The organism is Thermaurantimonas aggregans (assembly GCF_003851885.1).
GTDB classification, from domain to species: domain Bacteria; phylum Bacteroidota; class Bacteroidia; order Flavobacteriales; family Schleiferiaceae; genus Thermaurantimonas; species Thermaurantimonas aggregans.
Genome location: NZ_BHZE01000016.1, coordinates 22,525 through 41,706, shown reverse-complemented (window position 1 = coordinate 41,706; position 19,182 = coordinate 22,525). Strand labels below are relative to the sequence as shown.

At 43.0% G+C, this 19,182-nt stretch carries 17 protein-coding genes; 5 read left to right on the top strand and 12 right to left on the bottom strand.

All coding sequences use genetic code 11. The features are described from left to right. Window positions 1-59: 59 nt before the first annotated feature. Together EIP89_RS08165 and EIP89_RS08160 are read right to left on the bottom strand one after the other, a co-directional pair. Window positions 60-1,733, bottom strand: coding sequence for an amidohydrolase (locus EIP89_RS08165; protein WP_124398183.1), 1,674 nt, complete (start codon window positions 1,731-1,733; stop codon window positions 60-62). Continuing rightward, entirely contained in the window at window positions 1,672-3,015 is a 1,344-nt protein-coding gene (locus EIP89_RS08160) for an exonuclease domain-containing protein (RefSeq protein WP_124398182.1), read from the bottom strand. Before EIP89_RS08160 ends, EIP89_RS08165 begins: the two co-directional genes overlap by 62 nt. Before the next feature lie 94 nt (window positions 3,016-3,109). On the opposite strand from EIP89_RS08160, the gene EIP89_RS08155 reads away from it, so the two are divergent. After that, window positions 3,110-5,287: a S46 family peptidase gene (locus EIP89_RS08155; RefSeq protein WP_245966127.1), complete on the top strand. Its 2,178-nt coding sequence runs from the start codon at window positions 3,110-3,112 to the stop codon at window positions 5,285-5,287. A gap of 124 nt (window positions 5,288-5,411) precedes the next feature. On the opposite strand, the gene argS is transcribed toward EIP89_RS08155, so the two are convergent. The 6 genes from argS to EIP89_RS08125 form a co-directional block, all read right to left on the bottom strand. Then, entirely contained in the window at window positions 5,412-7,184 is a 1,773-nt protein-coding gene (argS, locus tag EIP89_RS08150; protein ID WP_124398181.1) for an arginine--tRNA ligase, read from the bottom strand. Between the two features lie 188 nt (window positions 7,185-7,372). After that, window positions 7,373-7,660, bottom strand: coding sequence for an Asp-tRNA(Asn)/Glu-tRNA(Gln) amidotransferase subunit GatC (gene gatC / locus EIP89_RS08145; RefSeq protein ID WP_124398180.1), 288 nt, complete (start codon window positions 7,658-7,660; stop codon window positions 7,373-7,375). Between the two features lie 98 nt (window positions 7,661-7,758). Continuing rightward, complete coding sequence (rplI, locus tag EIP89_RS08140; RefSeq protein WP_124398179.1) at window positions 7,759-8,208, bottom strand: 50S ribosomal protein L9; 450 nt, start codon at window positions 8,206-8,208, stop codon at window positions 7,759-7,761. Window positions 8,209-8,216: 8 nt separating this feature from the next. Beyond that, window positions 8,217-8,522, bottom strand: coding sequence for a 30S ribosomal protein S18 (gene rpsR, locus EIP89_RS08135; protein WP_124398178.1), 306 nt, complete (start codon window positions 8,520-8,522; stop codon window positions 8,217-8,219). Between the two features lie 3 nt (window positions 8,523-8,525). After that, window positions 8,526-8,864, bottom strand: coding sequence for a 30S ribosomal protein S6 (gene rpsF, locus EIP89_RS08130; RefSeq protein ID WP_124398177.1), 339 nt, complete (start codon window positions 8,862-8,864; stop codon window positions 8,526-8,528). Window positions 8,865-8,995: 131 nt separating this feature from the next. Continuing rightward, window positions 8,996-10,600, bottom strand: a complete 1,605-nt coding sequence (locus EIP89_RS08125) for a DUF4139 domain-containing protein (RefSeq protein WP_124398176.1) — start codon at window positions 10,598-10,600, stop codon at window positions 8,996-8,998. A gap of 89 nt (window positions 10,601-10,689) precedes the next feature. Here EIP89_RS08125 and ggt point away from each other — a divergent pair, with 89 nt between their 5' ends. Next, on the top strand, window positions 10,690-12,354 hold the full coding sequence (gene ggt, locus EIP89_RS08120; protein WP_160160565.1) for a gamma-glutamyltransferase: 1,665 nt from the start codon (window positions 10,690-10,692) through the stop codon (window positions 12,352-12,354). 18 nt (window positions 12,355-12,372) lie between these two features. On the opposite strand, the gene EIP89_RS08115 is transcribed toward ggt, so the two are convergent. Then, a complete protein-coding gene (locus EIP89_RS08115; RefSeq protein ID WP_124398174.1) occupies window positions 12,373-12,705 on the bottom strand; it encodes a hypothetical protein in 333 nt (110 codons plus the stop codon). Window positions 12,706-12,830: 125 nt separating this feature from the next. On the opposite strand from EIP89_RS08115, the gene EIP89_RS08110 reads away from it, so the two are divergent. Next, window positions 12,831-13,127 carry a hypothetical protein gene (locus tag EIP89_RS08110; RefSeq protein WP_124398173.1) on the top strand — a complete coding sequence of 99 codons (297 nt, stop codon included), beginning with the start codon at window positions 12,831-12,833 and terminating at the stop codon, window positions 13,125-13,127. A gap of 2 nt (window positions 13,128-13,129) precedes the next feature. Here the strand turns inward: EIP89_RS08110 and glgP are convergent, their stop codons facing one another. Next, the gene (gene glgP / locus EIP89_RS08105; protein WP_124398172.1) at window positions 13,130-14,821 is read right to left on the bottom strand and encodes an alpha-glucan family phosphorylase; all 1,692 of its coding nucleotides are present in this window, start codon (window positions 14,819-14,821) and stop codon (window positions 13,130-13,132) included. Window positions 14,822-15,161: 340 nt separating this feature from the next. On the opposite strand from glgP, the gene EIP89_RS08100 reads away from it, so the two are divergent. Both EIP89_RS08100 and EIP89_RS08095 read left to right on the top strand, forming a co-directional pair. After that, window positions 15,162-15,521: a hypothetical protein gene (locus EIP89_RS08100; RefSeq protein WP_124398171.1), complete on the top strand. Its 360-nt coding sequence runs from the start codon at window positions 15,162-15,164 to the stop codon at window positions 15,519-15,521. A 7-nt stretch (window positions 15,522-15,528) separates the two neighbouring features. Then, window positions 15,529-16,935: an LruC domain-containing protein gene (locus EIP89_RS08095; protein ID WP_124398170.1), complete on the top strand. Its 1,407-nt coding sequence runs from the start codon at window positions 15,529-15,531 to the stop codon at window positions 16,933-16,935. Between the two features lie 83 nt (window positions 16,936-17,018). Here EIP89_RS08095 and rimO read toward each other — a convergent pair whose 3' ends face one another. Beyond that, window positions 17,019-18,326 (bottom strand): 30S ribosomal protein S12 methylthiotransferase RimO, encoded by a 1,308-nt coding sequence (rimO, locus tag EIP89_RS08090; RefSeq protein ID WP_124398169.1) that lies wholly within the window; start codon window positions 18,324-18,326, stop codon window positions 17,019-17,021. After that, window positions 18,307-19,017 carry a tRNA (guanosine(37)-N1)-methyltransferase TrmD gene (trmD, locus tag EIP89_RS08085; RefSeq protein ID WP_124398168.1) on the bottom strand — a complete coding sequence of 237 codons (711 nt, stop codon included), beginning with the start codon at window positions 19,015-19,017 and terminating at the stop codon, window positions 18,307-18,309. Before trmD ends, rimO begins: the two co-directional genes overlap by 20 nt. Window positions 19,018-19,182: the final 165 nt, after the last annotated feature.

Sequence of the window (19,182 nt, the reverse complement as noted above, 5' to 3'; positions counted from 1 at the left end):
TCAATTTTTTTCGTGATTAATGTTACAGAATTGTTAATGCTTTTTTTATAATACTCTTTTTATTCGGTTACATGTACAATTTTTCCATTTTTAATGGTCATAATCACTTTAGAGTTAAGAATTTCATCGGGATTACAGGTTAGCCAATTTTTATTAAGCACAGTTAAATCAGCTTTTAAACCGATTTTTAAATCCCCTTTTTTGTGTTCTTGAAACATGCTGTAGGCTGCCCAGTGGGTCATACCTTTTATGGCCTGCTGGCGACTCATTGCCTGATTGATTAAAAAACCTTCTGCAGGCTCGCGCTGTGGATTTTTTCGATAGGTAGCTGAATAAAAAGTGTAAATGGGTGAAATGTTTTCAACGGGAAAATCAGTTCCGAGAGCTACCATGCCTGATGCTTCTAAAAGACTGCGGTAGGCATAGGCTGTTTTGAGTCGCTCGCCCAATCGGCGTGGGGCCCACATCATATCGCTGGTGGCGTGCGTAGGTTGTATAGACGGAATAATGTTGGGGTTTCTGAAATATATTAAGTCCTCAGGATGAACTACCTGGCAATGCTCTACTCGCCAGCGGAGGTCTTGGTCTTCGTATCCTTTCAGTAGCTGGTCGTAGATTTTTAAAATGAGTCGATTGGCACTGTCACCAATCGCATGAGTAGCTACTTGTAGGCCATATGAGCGAAGCTTGTCGAACCGCGTTACAAAATATTCAGGGTCGCGCAGCAATAGTCCGTATTGATCAGGCCTGTCGGTGTAGGGCTTCAAAAGACACGCTCCGTAAGATCCTAACGCCCCATCGCTGTAGAACTTCATACCCGTTACGCTGAATTCCCCCTCGGTGATAGGGCCATGTGTTAGAAGATTTTCAAAGGTTTTGTCATCATCGGCGGCTAAAGCGTGCAATCCGATGCGCAGAAGACCTCGTCTATAGAACTGTCGAAACCCATCAATTACATCCCAAGGCAGGCCTGCATCTGTAAGAGAAGTAACTCCTGCTTCGAAGAGCTGTTGCTCAGCTTTCTGAAGATATGGGAGGAGTTGGTCCATAGCTGGTTTAGGCACAGGGGCGAGTTTCATGGCTTCATCTACCAGCACCCCGGTGAAGCGTCCATCGCGTTTTTCGAGTTTTCCGCCTGTTACTTGTTCATTACCCGTAATGCCGTGCAATCGTGCAGCTGCTTGGTTGATCCACAGTGCATGTCCATCGATACGGGTGAGATAAACAGGTATATTAGGAAAAGCAGTGTCCAAGTATTCTGGTAAAGGCATTTGCCCATCAGGCCACAGATTTTGATCCCAACCGCGACCGGTAAGCCATTGACCGGGATTTTCAGCATAAAATTTTTTTAGCCTCTCTACTATCTCTTCCGGCGAAGATGCTCCACGCAAGTCGGCTGAGGTCATGTTAAGCGCTAATCCATAAAAATGTGCATGCGCGTCGATAAGGCCTGGCAAAACGGTTGCCCCTTTGCAGTCGATGACTTGGGCTGCTTTCCAGTGTTTTTTTATCTCTTGGTAATGACCTATTGCAGATATTGTGTCGCCACTTATTGCGATACAATCTCCCTCGAGTGCCCCTTCAGCGCCGATTAATTGTACATTGGTCAATAGAAGATCAGCATTTTGGCGAGATGTGCATGCGTGAAAGAATAGGGCAAATACAAATAGCTTAACAAAACCGAAGTAACGGATATTCCTGATGGTCAAAGGCTTGTTGAAGTGTTGGATCATAGGTAAAATCAGATGGTGATGCTTGCGAAAATAGCGCTCTCAAGAGGTAAGGTGTATGAATACCTATACGAAGGCGCTTAAGGTTTGAGACTTCGGGTTTGCCTTTAGCCGTTATCGAATAACCGATTAGAATACCTTCCAAAAAACACAAAAAGACTTTGCCGCTCCATGAATGGTCTTTTAGCTCAACCCATCCTGTAAAGTGAGAGTAAACCTCCTTTACAGCCAGGAGATCGCGAATCACTTTTTCAGCGACTTGATTGTGCTGTGGGTCATAATATTTTGCCGAAGCAGCCGATGCACCACACATAGCCGGATTGAGGTTATAGTCTGCTACAAGTGTAAGTAAGAATTCTTGAGCTTGTCTGTAGTTTTGGAAATAGGCGAGTGAAGAGTGTCTTTTTTCCTCTAGGGTTATTCCCAATCGGATGTTTCCAAAACCATCGTAGTAATAGATGATTCCCCAATTTTTCAGAGGTCTTCGCTGAGCGCTGTTAAAAGGTGGCCATAAGCGCTGTATTTCAGAATCTTCAACTAAAAGAGCTAACCAATGACTATGAGTTTCGAGAAATGACACTTGAGCGATAAAGCGACTTTTTTCAGGATCGCGCAGGTGTTGATAGACTCGATTTTTGATATTTAAAGCCTTTCCGACGTAGAGTATTTTACCCGTTTCATTTTTTAAATAATATACTCCTGTCGAGTTGGGTAGTTGATCTGTAAGGGTATTAGGCGATGTATAGCGCAATACACCCGTTGTGAATTGCTTTCCAGAGATATTTCGATAGTGATGGAGCATTTTCACAAAGGCTTCAGCGGTAGCTAAAGCATCGGGTAGGGCTCGGTGAGGACGTGTGTTTACAATGCCAAGTTGAGTGCAAATCCAGGCAAGTGAGGATTTATCGGATTGATAAAGCTTCCTGTAAAGCCTTGAGGTACAAATTTTTTCAGCCTCCCAATGTATTCCACTGGCTGCAAATGCAGCTTTGATGAATCCGTAATCAAAATGTACATGATGCGCTATAAAAATCTTGTTTTTTAACAAGGAATAAACTTCATCAGCCAGCTGTTCAAAGGGTCTGGCTGATTGTACCATTTCGTTGGTAATGCCTGTGAGGGCTATGATGTTTGAAGGTATAGGTACCGAAGGTTTTACCAGTGAGCTCCAAGTTTCTAATATCTTCGTTCCATCGGTTAGTACAATACCTATTTCAGTAATTTCAGCTAAACCCGGGCGGGAGCCTGTCGTCTCTACATCTACTACAGCATACAAATTGGACATAAAGGGCTATTGGCGTTGAAGATTTTTTGATCGCAATCAGTCGGCTAAAAATAAATTGCCTTGCCTTATACTTGCTTTTTAAAATCTCATAGTTATGCTATTAAAACGTTTGATACGCATTTCGCTTTTTGCATGGTTTTTCTTGCATGCTTCTGTTGCCTGGGCTATAGAAGGCATGTGGCTACCGATGCTGCTCGCACAGCTCAACGAGGGTGAGATGAAGACCCTTGGCATGCGAATAAGTGCTCAGGATATTTACAGTGTAAATCAGGCTTCACTCAAGGATGCTGTCGTGCAATTTGGAGGGGGATGTACTGGAGAGATCATCTCACCAAGAGGACTTTTGCTGACAAATCATCACTGTGGATATGGACAGATTCAATACCATAGTACGGTAGAACGCGATCTGCTGAAAAACGGTTTTTGGGCTATGTCGCAAGCTGAGGAGCTCAAAAATCCTGGTCTCACAGCCATGTTTGTGCGCTACATGGAAGATGTAACCAACGATGTACTAAAAGGCACACATGAGCTCAAAGGCGCTGAACGGCAGAAAAAATTGCAAGAAAACATTCAGGTACTGATTCGCCGTAAAAAGGTGCAAGAAGGCTATGACTACATCGTGCGCCCCTTCTATCAAGGCAATCAATACATTCTTTTTGCCACTGAGACGTATAAAGATGTTCGACTGGTAGGTACACCTCCCTCTGCCATTGGCAAGTATGGAGCCGATACCGATAACTGGGTGTGGCCGCGCCATACAGGCGACTTTGCCATTTTTCGAGTGTATGCTGGGCCTGATAACAAGCCAGCCGAAATATCAGACAACAACAAACCTTTCGTACCGCGCAATTTTTTAAAAATCTATATGAGTGGTGTAAAGCCCGGCGACTTTACAATGGTGTTTGGTTTTCCGGGTCGTACCAATCAGTATTTGCCGTCGAATGAGGTGCACAATATTGTAAATGTGTACAATCCAGTAAAAATTCAGATTCGCGACACGCTGCTTGCGCTGCTTGATCGTCGCATGCGCACCAGTGATGAGGTACGTATTAAATACGCTGCTAAATATGCTCGCATAGCTAACGCCTGGAAAAAGTGGATTGGCGAAACCGAAGGCGTGCGCGAAACCAAAGGTGTGGAGCGCAAACAGCGATTTGAAGCTGAATTTGAATTGAAAATTGCACAAAGTCCGAAACTCAGCAGTACGTACACCGGTACGTTAACTGCCCTAAAAAAAGCTTATGACGATCTGGTGCCCTATCAACTGGCTCGTGACTACTACATCGAAACAGCTATTCAGGGGGTAGAATTAATGAACTTCGCTCGAAACTTCATCAGCATTTATCAATTGCCAGATTCTACTCGTTTTAAACACTTACTTGAAAATCGGGAGAAATTACTTGCCTCCATTCAAGAATTTGTGAAAGATTTTGACAGAGATGCCGACGGTGAGGCATTCGAACACCTGATGCACATGTACGTAAATGCTGACCTTAAGATTGCCCCTGCACCTGCTTTAATGCGCTACAAGAAAGCATTGAATCGCGATCGTTCAAAAGTTCGTCGCGCCGTGTACGATCGCTCTTACTTACACACTTTATTGACTGAAGCACCGGAATATACCGATCGCCAATGGACTGCTGCATTAAAAAAGCTCGAAAAAGACCCCTTGTATCGCCTCTCAGCAGATATGTACAGCTACTTTTTAAGCGATATCAATAAACCCTACGACAGCCTCAGTCTCATTGCCAGAGACTTACAAGCTGACTACATGAAGGCTCTGATGGAGGCCTTTCCGGAGCGTCGCTTTTATCCAGATGCCAATGGAACACTGCGAGTGAGCTACGGACAGGTCGAAGGAATGATGCCGCGCGATGGCATATGGTATCACCACCAAACCTACGCAGAGGGCGTAAAGCAGAAATACAAGCCGGGCGATTACGAATTTGACCTACCCAAGCGCTATCTTGAGCTGTACGAAGCTCGGAATTTTGGCCGTTATGCTGATGCCAGCGGCAGATTGCCGGTATGCTTTATCGCCAGCAATCACACCACCGGAGGAAACTCTGGCAGCCCAGCCCTTAATGCCGATGGATATTTAATTGGCTTAAACTTCGACCGCTTGTGGGAAGGAACCATGAGTGATATCAATTACGACATCAGTAGATGCCGCAACATCATGGTCGATGTGCGTTACATCTTGTGGGTGGTAGATGTATATGCTGGTGCGGGTTACCTGCTCGACGAAATGGAGCTTGTTTATGGTAAATAATTCTGCTCTTTTTAGTCTGTAGTTGCTTGTATGATAAAGAATAAATGGGGGTTTCAAAAAAGCCCCCATTTTTTAAGAAAATAGCTTACTGACTTTTGGTAAATCTGCATCTAATAAGAAAAAATTACATTCTCTCCGGCGTTTTGATGCCCAATAGATCAAGACCTTGATTTAGCACAATGCGGGTGCAGTCGCTTAAAAAAATTCTGAGTTGTTTCTTCTCAATTGATTCAGCTGTAAGTATGCTGTGCTTTTGATACATAGAATTATAGAGCCTTGCCACCTCATACAGATAATTGGCCAATTCAGAAGGGTTGTACTCAGCCGCAGCTTTGTGTACGGTATCGCTGTAGAGCAAGAGCGATTTAAGTAAGTGATATTCTTCTTCGTTTAATTCAGTTGATTCAGTCGGAATGGAAACGCTTTCAGCTCTGTGAAGCAATGAGCTGATGCGCGCATGAGTGTATTGAATGAAGGGCCCTGTATGTCCGTTGAAGTCAATCGATTCTTCGGGATTGAAGATCATCTTCTTGCGCGGATCGACCTTTAAGATAAAATACTTAAGGGCACCATGGCCAATGGTGGTGTAAAGTTGGCGTTTTTCGTCCTCGGGTAGGCCTTCAGCTTTTCCAAACTGCGCTGTGAGTTCAGCACTGGTTTTTTCCATCTCGTCGAGAAGGTCGTCGGCATCTACCACGGTGCCTTCGCGGCTCTTCATTCGGCCGTGTGGCAATTCTACCATCCCGTAGCTCAAGTGGTAGAGGTGATCAGCCCAGCTGTAGCCAAGTTTTTTTAAGATGAGAAAAAGTACTTTAAAGTGATAGTCTTGCTCGTTGGCAACAGTGTAAATCAGTTTTTGAATGGGAAATTCCTCAAAACGAGCTATAGCGGTACCAATGTCTTGCGTGATGTACACCGATGTACCATCTCTACGCAACAGAAGCTTGTGGTCGAGGCCATCGGCCGTTAGATCGATCCAAACAGAGCCATCTTCTTTTTTGTAAAAAATACCTTTTTCCAATCCATGTTGTACTATGTCGCGACCGAGCAGGAAGGTTTGGCTTTCGTAATAGTTTTTGTGAAAGCTCACTCCGAGGCGGGCATACGTGCGATCAAAACCCTCGTACACCCAGGAGTTCATTTTGTTCCAAAGCTCAAGGGTCGCTGGGTCGTTTTGTTCCCAGCGCACCAGCATTTCGCGAGCCTCTCGCATGATGGGCGCTTGTTCTTTGGCTTCTTCTTCTGGCACACCTTGCTGAATGAGTTCACTGACCTGTTGCTTGTACTCTTTTTCGAATAGAACGTAGTAATCCCCAACAAAGTGATCGCCCTTAATACCTGTAGATGCCGGAGTAGCACCGTTGGCAAATTTTTGCCAGGCTACCATTGACTTACAAATATGAATGCCCCGGTCGTTGATGATCTGAACTCTGTAAACCGTATGACCAATTGCTTCATAAAGCCGTGATACCGACCAGCCAAGCAAGCAGTTGCGAATGTGCCCCAGGTGCAAAGGTTTATTGGTATTTGGCGATGAATATTCCACCATGATGTGTTGTGGCTCAGCCGTCGCGCTTATAAAGTGGCCTGACTGGTAGCGTTCTACAAGTTTTGTAAGAAAATAGCTCTTTCGAATAGATATGTTTAAAAATCCTTTTATGACGTTGAATTTTTCGACCAAATCAGGTGTGCTGACAAGCAGTTTTTCGCCAATTTCTTGGCCTAGTAGTTCGGGAGCTTTGCGAGTAATTTTTACAAGTGGAAAAACGGTGTAGGTTAAATCGCCTTCAAAGTCTTTACGCGTGGGCTGAAGGTCAACATGTTGAATTTCGTTTGAGTAATCCTTTTGTAAAATCTGAAGAAGTATGGAAGAAAGCGTTTGTTTGAGTTCGTTCATTAGTACGTCTTTAATTGGTCGGCAAATTTCGGAGCAAAGCTCGGATTTCGGGTTTTTTATTTGAAACCCTGTTTCTTAATCCAATAAAAAAAGGGTAGGAGAAATATGCTGATCCGAATTTTTAAGCAATCAGTAAAAGTAGAGCGAATAAAAAATGGTGACTTTTATGCTCTGTGTAAAAAATTTGTTTACCCTAAAACTTTAGGAACCTTAATGTAGTCGGTGTCTTTTAAAGCGGCATTTTTAAGAGCATCGTATTGACTTACGGTATAAACAACTTGGTCGTCTCTCAAAACATTCGTGTCTTCGTTTACATATTCTAAGGGTTCAATGCCTTCCAACGGGAGTTCGTTTATTTTTTCTACAAAAGCGAGGATTTTATTCATATCTGCCTCCATCGAGGTGAGTTGCTCTTCGTCGAGCGATAATTTGGCCAGAGCGGCAATTTTTAAAATTTCTTCTTTACTAATTTTCATTTTTCATTCAAAAGATGATGCAAAGGTATCAATCGCAGGAGTGTAAATAAAAAAGTCGCGACCAATGAGCCGCGACTTTTTGCGATTATAAAAAACTTTTATTGCTGAGCTACAACTTCAAACTCCAGATCAAACTGCACATTGCGGTGCAGGCGAATTTTTGCTGTGTATTTTCCAGTATTTTTAATAACTGAACCGGGAATGTAGATGTACTTTTTATCTACATGAAAGCCCATACCAGCAAGATGAGCAGCCAAATCGGCATTTGATACGGAGCCAAAGAGTTTGTTTCCTTTTCCGACTTTTACTGGCAGCTTAATTTCAACAGCCTGCATACTTTCCGCCAGTTTGCGAGCATCTTCAACGATTTTAGCCTCTTTGTGCGCTCTTTGGCGGAGGGTTTCGGCCAAGACTTTTTTAGCTGATTCCGTAGCTAAGATGGCCATGCCCTGTGGAATGAGGTAATTGCGAGCGTATCCTGGTTTTACATCTACAATATCATCTTTGAAACCCAGGTTTTCAACGTCTGTCTTCAGTATTACTTCCATGGCCTATCTTATTTAAGGTTATCAGCTACAAAGGGCAACAAGGCTAAATGACGAGCTCTCTTTACTGCCTGAGCCAGCTTGCGCTGGTACTTCAGTGAGTTACCAGTGATACGACGGGGTAGTATTTTTCCCTGTTCGTTTACGAAGCGAAGCAGAAAATCAGGGTCTTTGTAGTCTATAAACTTGATGCCATACTTTTTAAAGCGGCAATACTTCTTCTTCTTGGTAGTGTCTATTGCAATGGGCTGTAGGTAGCGGATTTCACCTTTACCTCCCCCGGTTACTGATGCTTCTAGTTCGTTAGTGATGTCCATTTTTTAAGCGTTTTGAAGTTTTTGTCTTCTTTTCTTAGCGTACTCGATGTGATCTTTATCCATGCGAACAGTGAGGTAGCGCATCACGCGTTCATCGCGCTTGAGTTCGGTTTCGAGGGTGTCGATCAGTTCACCGGGAGCTTTAAACTCCAGCAGGTGGTAGAAGCCACTGCGTTTTTTCTGAATGGGGTAAGCGAGCTTTCTTAATCCCCAGTGTTCTACGTGGGTCACCTCTCCGCCTTTGGCTTCGATGATGCCCTTGAATTTTTCGACTGTTTCCCTTGTCTGCTCTTCTGACAAGACGGGATTTAAAATGAAAACAGTCTCGTACTGTTGAACCATAACCTGTTGATTTAATTTACTTTAGTTGATTGATACTATTTTTCAATTAAGGGCTGCAAAAATAGGGGAAACATCTGTTTTTCAAAACATTTTTCATTAAAAGCTTTATAAAACCTAAAGCTATTCACATATTAATCCTCGTTGCCTTCTATAAAGGTGACAGTGCGGCCTTTAGGATATGATATTTCGAAGGCGAAAGATACAGAATTCTGTCTTCCGGGAGGTACAGATATGCTCCAGCGCAGTATTCCGTTGCGATCGGGTTGAACACCATCTGCCTTCTTAAATTTCACATCGATTTGGCTATCGGTGCTTACCGGTACTCGATCGATGATGGTAAGTGAAATGGGAGTAGATCGTCGATTCGCAATGCTTATGGTGTATTCGAAGGAATCGCGCTGTGTGTTGCCAAAAAAGGATCGGGAAGAGTAAGGGTTCTCGCGCTTACGCTGTATGGTTACATCTTTAAGGTAGCCTAATTGAAAAGCGGCACTATCACTGCTATATAGTACAGGAGCAGTGTTAATGCCTACAGGTCTGCCGTTTAATCTTACGACTGATGGAGTTTCACTGATGTCTTCAGTGCGCTCGCGTACGATGCCGAGCACTTGCACTTTATTGACTATGTAGGGAGCTACCAAAAAGTGCAATTTGATGGAAAGTGTATCCGTTGACAATTCAGCTTGCAAAGGTTTGGTAGAAGATAGCGTGTATGCACCTGTTAAAATGAATATTTCTCCGTCCATTCTTTGTTGCTTATTTGTTTGAACGTCTACTACATCTTCGGGCGAAAAAGCTCCTTGCACAGCAGTAGGTGTTAAAACCTTAGCCATATAGCGACTGGAGCTTTCACTCCGGTCACTTGAAGTGATAATTCGATGGTGAAATACTACTCTTAATGGACGTATTTGAAGTGGCTTTTCTGAAAATTCAAATGCCTTGTCGATCAATGTAAGTTTTATATTTCGCCAAGTCTCTTGAAAATCCGAATGCACCTGGGCTAGATTTTTCAAATACGCCTTTTCTTCAGCTTCTGCGATATCTATCTCTTGTTGTCGGTTCCATCTCACGCCTGAAGATACATAACTGAAATTGAGCTTATACAAACCATCGGTTTTTACATCCACCAATACTGATACTTTTCTGAAAGATTGTTTTATGTAGTTTGTACGTTGATTCAGTTGATTTTGAAGTGTTTGATATTCTTTCTGAAACTCATCGAGTTGATGTTTTGTCTTTAAACGAGCTTCTTTAATCTCTACGAGCTGCTTTTGCAAAAATGAAAGAGCATCGCGCAGCAGTTGCATATTCAAATTATTACTGTTTGTAATGCGCGAATTTTCCATGAGCAGTTTCTCCTGGGCATCGAGTTTTTCTAGTTCGAGAGATTTTGCTAAAATTTTTTCGCGAAAGAGTTTTACTTGTTCTGTGTAGTATCGACAACTGTCGTCTTCGTTACAAGTCAGCTCCATCGGTTCACTTATGCGTGCAATTTTTCCAAAAGGCATTATTTCGACTGCAAGGGTTTGCTGCTGTATTTCTCGACCGGGTAAAAGAATTGTTACGGCATTTACGCCTTTTTTCAAAGTAGTTTCGTGCTGTAGGTAAAGTTGGGCATAGCCGTTTGAATAAACTTCGGCTTCTGTAACTGCTACATTCAGGGCATTTTGTCCATTGAGATAAAAGCTCATTGCGACAAAAAGACCAAAGATTGATAGAGCATTCTTAAAATTCATTCAGAATAAAATTACTGGAATAAAACAGATTAAGTTAGTAACGAAGGTTTGCAATCATGAAGTATCTATGCTATGACAAAACGCAGCTTATGAGGTTTTTTCTACTAGGCCTTTTGGAGGTATTAGTAATCACTTTAAAAGCTCAACATAAAACCTACAGTGTCGGAGCAATCTCAGCTGCACATCCGCTGGCGGTAGAGGCTGGTGTGGAGATGTTGAGACGAGGAGGGAACGCCATAGATGCTGCAGTGGCGGTTCACTTTGCTTTAGCCGCGGTATATCAGGTAGCAGGCAATATTGCGGGTGGTGGATTTGCCGTGGTACACATACCTGAGGGGCAGGTATTGGCTCTCGACTTTCGCGAGACAGCGCCAATGGCCGCTACAGCCGATATGTATCTTGATTCCAACGGAAAGCCCATTAAACGGGCGAGCCTAGACGGTGCCCCTTCCGTAGGCATACCCGGCACGGTGGCCGGTATGAAGATGCTTCACGATTCACTCGGATGTGTGAGTTGGCAAGAATGTTTACAACCTGCCATCGAGTTGGCTAAAGGGCATAAACTCACAAAATACATGGCTGACCACTGGAACAATAACGCGAAGGAAATGCTGCGCATCAATGGTCAGCTGCCTTCGTTTCTCAACTTATATGTGCCATTCAAAGAGGGAGATTGGCTTGTTCAAACTGAGCTTGCTGAAACGCTTGAGAGCATCGCAGTTTTTGGATCCGATTCTTTTTACCTAGGTACATTCGCTCAGCAGATGGCTGAATTTCTTAAATCAAAAGGTGGGCGTCATACTCATGAAGATTTTGCCCTATACAGAGCATTATGGCGCAAACCGCAATTGATCAGCTATCGCGGCTATTCCATTTACACCATGCCCTTGCCTTCGGCGGGTGGCATTGGATTGCATCAATTCCTGAAAATGGCTGAGTTACTTTGTTTTAATCGCGTGAAGCCTTACACAGTTAAATATGCACATTTTTTTGCTGAAATGGCCAAACGCGTATATGCTGACCGCCAACGCTACCTCGGCGATCCCATGGCTGTCGATCAAATTGAAATTCAAAAAATTCAATCAGAAAAGTACTTAAAATCGAGAGCAGCTTCTATTTCTAAACGGCGAATAACTCCATCTGATGAGCTCGGCGCTTCTCAGTCGGGCAAGATCGAAAGTTTTCAAACCACGCATTACTGTACAGCTGATTCTTCAGGGTTGATTGTCAGCATTACCACCACCCTGAATGGCTACTTTGGCTCCAAGCTGTATTACAAAGGCATGTTTTTTAACAACGAAATGGATGACTTTTCGACTGCCCCAGGACACAGCAATCAATTTGGACTTCCGTATTCCGAAGTCAATAAAGTACGCCCTGGCCATCGAATGCTGAGTAGTATGTCGCCTACCATCGTTGTAAAAGATGGAAAACCGATTGCTGCACTTGGCACGCCAGGTGGAAGTACGATTATTACAAACGTCTTTCAGGTAATTGAGTTAATGATACGAGGCTGGGGGCTGCAGTCGGCTATTGATCAGAAAAAATTACACGCCCAGTGGTTGCCCGAAGATTTGATTGTCGAAAAAGGTGCACTCACGCCAAAAAAATTGAGAAAATTGAGCCGTATGGGATATAATGTTCAGGAAATCGAACAGATCGGAATTTTTAACGGAATTGAAATACAGGATAAAAAAATGATTCCGGCGGCTGATTTCCATCGCAAAGGAAATTCAGCCGCCGGAGGACTATAGTTGAGAAAAACTTATGAGTTATCGGATAAATTTTTTCTTCAGCATTGGCAGATAAATGGAGGCTTTTTCCATGTTTTCGATCTCAAAGATGTCGTGCTCCATGGCCGCCTTGTGGCGAAGGGTGTTTATGAGATTTTCTACCTTATTAAAAAAGTTTGTTATCACATCGGCACGCATCTCTTGATCGTCGATCAAAAGGAGTTTTTCGCGCAAATAGTTTTCAAGCGGAGTGAAGTTGCCCAAACTGAGTTGCTGTACAGCCATTGCTAAGGCTGAATTGGTAACAGTTGCTTGATGAGCAATGCTTTTATTAAGGAATTGTACGGAACGTTGGCTTACAATTGTTTTCATGGTGTTTGCTTTTTAAAAGGTTAGTTCGTTTTCCAATGGACAAATTTAAAAGAATTAAAAAATTTTTCTTTCAGCGAAATTTCACAAATAACAAATTTTTTTTAGTCAACCACTTAAAATCGCTTATGAAATGTCTCTTTTTGGCTATACGGATCAGAGAAACTTTAAAGTTTAAGGTAAAATTCTATCGTGCAGCTTCTTTCAGCCGTTGGAATCTTAAAAAATACCTACGTGCCAGTACCATCAATAAGCCTGAGGCTCATAGCATAATAAACTGTAAAAAAATAGCTCTTGTCTTTACTAAAAAGGTGGTGCTACCAGCAAGAGCAAGCGTGGAGGTTCAGCGCCATATAAAGAAATATGGGGCTAAGCTAAAAATCATAAAATCAAATATTTATGTAAATTTTCCGTTGATGAACTAATGCTATTTGGAAGTCTTTTTTTTCGATGCAGGTTCGTATAAGTAGAGTTTTGAGTAGTATTCGTCGGCCATTCTGATAGATCTAAAGTAGGTTAAAACCTCTTTCATAGAGTTCATCATAATCTTTTTCCACATGCCTTTTCCGTCGTAAAAGTCGGGGAGTAATTCGTTGTTTAAAACCTTGTAAAGATTTTCAAAATCCTCTTTGTCTTGAATGTCAACAATTCCCGGTGCTGTAGTATCGGGTATCAAATAACAGTTGTGCCGATGTTTTCCAAATTCTACCATCCAACCATCATTTATTGAAAAATTAACGGCTCCGTTCATAGCCGCAGTCATGCCGCTGGTACCTGATGCTTCACGCGGTTTTCGAGGAGTGTTGAGCCATACATCGGTGCCATTTTTGAGTATGCGCGATAGGGCAAGTTCATACCCTGTGAGAATACAGGCATTGGGAAGTTGCTTGGTCAAGTGAACAATGCGATTAAAAATCTCGATCGCATTGTAATCAGTAGGGTAGGGTTTACCAGCCCAGATGATTTGCACCGGATATTTTTTGTTGTTTAACAGTTCCATAAATGGCTCCATCTCTCTAAAGATCAGATTTGGCCTTTTGTATGCTGCAAATCGGCGTGCCCATACGATGGTCACTACTTCCGGATCGAAGAGTTTGCCTGTTTGGTCGGCCACGACTTTGAAGAGATTGTGCTTCAGCTCTTTTTTACGGGTTACGATGGCTTGATAATCATCGGCTTCTAAGGCTTCTTGCATGGGTTTATCGCCCCAGTATGACAGACTCTGAGCATTGGTGATGTGGTCGATCTCACAAATATCTTGGTAGTTTTTCCACATTTCGCGCGAAACTTCGCCATGCAGTTTGCTTACGGCGTTGGCTTTTTTGGCTAATCGCAGGGCTGTAAGGGTGTAATTTACCCTACCGGGTGTTTGGTGCGTAATTTTTTCAATTTCTGCTTTGTTCCAATTTGGGAAAAAGTTTATTTTTTGAAGTAACTCTAAAGATCGCTCTTCATTCCCAGCCTGTTCAGGTGTGTGCGTGGTGAAGACAAATTGCCTTTTTACGGCTTCTTTGTCTTTTGCTTTTCCATACAAATAGGTAAATGCCGGAAGAGCATGCCCTTCGTTGAGGTGATAGATGTCAGCCCCGCCTAATGCTTCTACTACTTTCGCTCCACCTTGCCCAAGAACAATGCTTTGTGCTACTCGAGTAAATTCATTGTCGTCGTACAGGCGATGGGTGATGGTACGGGAGAGATGGTCGTTGTCGTCCATATCAGTGGTTAACAGATAAATAGGTACGGTTTTAAAAATTTCTGGTCTTAAAACAAGGGCTTTTACCTTAACATGGGGGTTGTCGAAGATTTGTACATCTACTACAATTCCTGTATCTTCTAAAAAGGTGTAGTTTTTTTCAATAAAATCTACTCTTAGGGTTTGGTCGTGATTTCTGTTTTGATCGTAATATCCATATTTCCAGAGGATTCCTATACCTATTAAATTTTGTTTGAGGTTGTATGCCGAGCGCATATGTGAGCCTGACAAAAAGCCCAGGCCGCCACTGTATATTTTAAGGCTTTGATCGATGGCAAATTCCATGGAAAAGTAGGCTACTCGCTTTGAGTACTTTTCGTCTGGTGTATAAGGCATTTTCCAATTACTGTATTCTGAGACTGCCATTGTAATCGTTTATGATATGTGGGTGCAAATATGCTCATGATTTGTCGTGAAAATAAGTGTACACTATACACTTTTGATTTTATATACATCCTGTTTATTAACAATAAATTGTAAGATCTTCAAAATCGAAAAGAACTTTATGCTAATTACTAACCAGGCAGAACTCACAGGATGAATATGTAAAAAATCAAAGACAGATAAAATCTTAAAATTGGAAAAAATATTTAAAAAATCCCATTATAGGAAAACAAAAGATTTTTTCATTTTAGAAAATATCTGATAATCAATATATTAAAATTTTGGACTGATGTTTTGTTATAATTCATAAAAATGTAAAGTAATGAAAAAAGTTGTTTTAGTCTTAATAGCTGCTGGCTCAATTTTATCGAGCTGTAATAAGGAGGAAAAAATGCAAATACCTACCGAACCTGTAGATATCAAAGAATTGAAAGTAGGTAACCATTTTGATTGGAATGCAGCAAAAACTTATGAAATAGAAATCATCGGCTATGCAAATTCTGTTTTGAAAATTAAAGATATGGATGGAAACATCCTTCATCAAGCAATGCTGACTAAAAACGTGGGATATAAAACAATACTCCAACTTCCAGCTCACCAAAAAACGGTAAAAGCTGAATTTTTAGGCAACAGCTATGAAATCTCTCTAGACAATACAAATATCCAATTCACCTTAAATTAAACATCCCATGAAATCATTTATTAAGAAAGTATCATTTGCTCTTTCTTTTTTAACATACGCAGTAACCTCAAATGCTCAATCTGCGGCTTGTGAAATTACAAAAATTAACGGGGGTGGATTCTCAACCACGATAAGTTCTGTCGTTTGTAATCCTAACAACACTTACACTATTGTTCTGCACGTTTCTCACAATGGCTGTGGCGGACCAAAGTGTAAAGAACTTTCTCACTTGTCAATCGAAGCTGCACCGGGTACGTATTCTAACATTAGCTTGCAGGTACTTTCAGGGAGTATGACAGGAGGGAATTTGGTAATGGGGCCCAACCTCGGCTCTGATCCTTTCCAAGGTTTTAAGTTTGATAATACAAAAAAAATAGGTGGAGGTAGAGCAGGTTTACTTCGAATTACTTATACGCTCACTTCTTTACAAAATCAACGCGTATCAGCCAAAGCAGGTAGTAGTGGACAAATCGTTAACTTCTCCGTGGCTGATTTCACTTATGTGATGAATTGTAACGGAACAGGATGCACACCGGCACCTGCCGATACTGATGGCGATGGCGTACCTGATGGACAAGATGAATATCCTACAGATCCCGATAGAGCTTTCTCTTCCGTTGCCGCTCAAGGTACACTTGCTTATGAAGATCTTTGGCCTTTTAATGGCGATTATGATTTCAATGATATGGTAATTGAGTATAAGTTTAACGCTATCACAAACAGTCAGAATAAGGTAAAAGATCTAATTGCTACTTTTAAACTTAAAGCTTTTGGTGCTGGCTTCAAAAACGGATTTGGTTTTCAGTTTGGCAATTCATCAATAAATCAAAGTTTGATTACTATATCGGGATATCAACTCACTGAAAATATTGTTAATCTTACCCCTAATGGCCTTGAAGCCGGACAAAGCATTCCCACTGTAATTGTATTTGATAATGCTTATGCCATTATGCCTCATCCAGGCCAGGGGGCAATTGGCGTAAACACAACTCCGGGGACTGTGTATCGCGAACCACAAACACTGACGGTTGAAATCACATTTAGTACCCCTTTATACACGCTGGCCCAACTAAATCTTGCTGGTTTCAATCCGTTTATTTTCTCTAATCTGACACGGGGTCGGGAAATACACTTACCAGACAAAGCTCCTACTTCTCTTGCGAATATGACCTTATTTGGCACTGGTGACGATGATTCAAATCCTGGAGCAGGTAGATACTATAAGAACAAGCAGAACCTTCCGTGGGCTATCCATATTCCAGGAACGTTTGATTATCCCATCGAAAAGACTCCCATAACCAGCGCTTATCTGAAATTTAGCCAATGGGCAATAAGTAACGGCGTTTTATTCCCAGATTGGTATTTAAACTTGACGGGTTATCGCGACGCTACCAAGATTTATCAACGACCTTAATAGTTTCGAGGTGTTTCCATGTAAAAAAGCCCGGCTCCGCAAAGCCGGGCTTTTTATTTAAACTATAACAGAAAATCTATACTTTAAACAACTTCTCCAATCAAATCGTACTCCGTGCTGTCGGTGATGCGCACGTTGTAAAAGTCGCCAATGCGCAGGTATTCTGCTGATTCTATAGGAATGAGCACCTCGTTGTCTACATCGGGCGAGTCAAATTCTGTTCGGCCGATGTAGTGACCTGCCTCAGTTCGGTCGATGAGGACGCGGAAGGTTTTACCCACTTTTTGTCGGTTCAGCTCTTCAGAGATGCGTTGTTGTACAGCCATGATTTCGGCTGCTCGGGCTTGTTTCACCTCTTCAGGCACATCGTCTTTTAATTGATAGGCGTGGGTGTTTTCTTCGTGCGAATAAGTGAAGCACCCCAGACGGTCGAAGCGCGTTTGGCGCACCCATTCTTTCAATATTTCAAAATCCTCATCTGTCTCCCCAGGATAGCCGACAATCAGAGTGGTGCGTATGGCAATTCCCGGTACTTTTTCGCGCATGAGTGCCAGTAAGCGATCGGTCTTTTCACGTGTAGTGCCCCGGCGCATGCTCTTTAAGATAGGATCGCTGATATGCTGCAAGGGAATGTCCACATATTTGCAAATCTTCGGCTCACGGGCCATTACATCGAGTACATCCTCCGGAAAGCCAGCTGGATACAAGTAGTGCAACCTGATCCACTCGATGCCTTCTACTTTCACAAGCTCTGTGAGCAGGCGGGCGAGTTCGCGCTTTTTGTATAGGTCGAGGCCGTAGTAAGTCAGGTCTTGTGCGATCAAGATCAGTTCCTTCACCCCTTTAGCAGCCAGCGATTCAGCTTGTTTTACCAAGTCTTCGATGGGCGTACTCTTATGGCCACCGCGCATCAATGGAATGGCGCAGAAGCTGCAAGGGCGGTCGCAACCTTCAGAAATTTTCATGTAGGCATAGTGGGCAGGTGTGGTGAGCAGGCGTTCGCCTACCAACTCGTGTTTGTAGTCGGCACCCAGCACTTTAAGCAGCCGCGGCAGGTCGCGCGTGCCGAAGTATTGGTCCACTTCCGGAATTTCCTTTTCGAGCTCTGGCTTATACCGCTCGCTGAGGCAGCCTGTTACATACACTTTCTCTACTTTGCCGCGCTCTTTCAGATCCACGTAGTGTAAAATGGTGTCGATACTTTCTTGTTTGGCGTTATTGATAAATCCGCACGTGTTGATCACGATAATGTCGCCTTTTGGCGCTTCGGCTACTACCTCTTTGCCATTGGCGCGCAACTGGCCCATAAGTACTTCGCTGTCATACAGGTTTTTAGAGCAGCCGAGTGTAATGACGTTGATTGTCTTCTTTTTAATGCTTTTCGTTCGCATGGTCAGTTTCGATGAATTTTTGATATAAGTCGGGACGACGCTCTCGTGTTCGCTGCAGCGACTGTTCGAGGCGCCATTGTTCTATTTTGGCCTGATGGCCACTCAGCAGTACTTCAGGCACACGGTGTCCCATAAATTCTGGTGGCCTCGTAAAAACCGGAGGAGCCAGCAAGCCGTCTTGAAAGGTATCGGTCAGTGCTGAGGTCTCGTCGTTAAGTACCCCAGGAATCAGCCGAATCACCGCATCAGCTACCACAGCGGCAGCCAGCTCACCCCCAGAGATGACAAAGTCACCGATGGAGAGTTCCATTGTCACCAGCATATCGCGTACTCGCTGATCCACACCTTTGTAATGGCCACAGAGAATGATGAGGTTTTCTTTGAGCGACAGCTTGTTGGCCGTGTGCTGGTCGAAGCGCTCCCCGTCAGGAGTCATGTAAATCACTTCGTCGTATTTGCGCTGCGCCTTAAGATGTTGTACCAAATTGTAAATCGGCTCAATCATCATCACCATACCGGCACCGCCACCATATTGGTAGTCATCTACTTGCTGATGCTTTCCTAGGCCCCACGGCCTAAGGTCGTGTACTACTACCTCGGCCAGTTTGCGCTCCTGTGCCCGCTTGAGGATGCTGTGACTGAAGGGCCCTGTTAGTAAATCGGGATGCACCGTTATGATATCAATTCTCATGTTGCACTTAATAGTTTGTGGTCGCGCGTCACATTCATTGTCTCTCGCTCCATCAATTTAATAAAATGAATTTTGGAGTATTTGAGCTTCCTCTAAGGGGGAGTTTCCGGCACATATACTTCCGAAAAGAGGATTAAAAGAACTACACCCTGCTATCATTTGCCT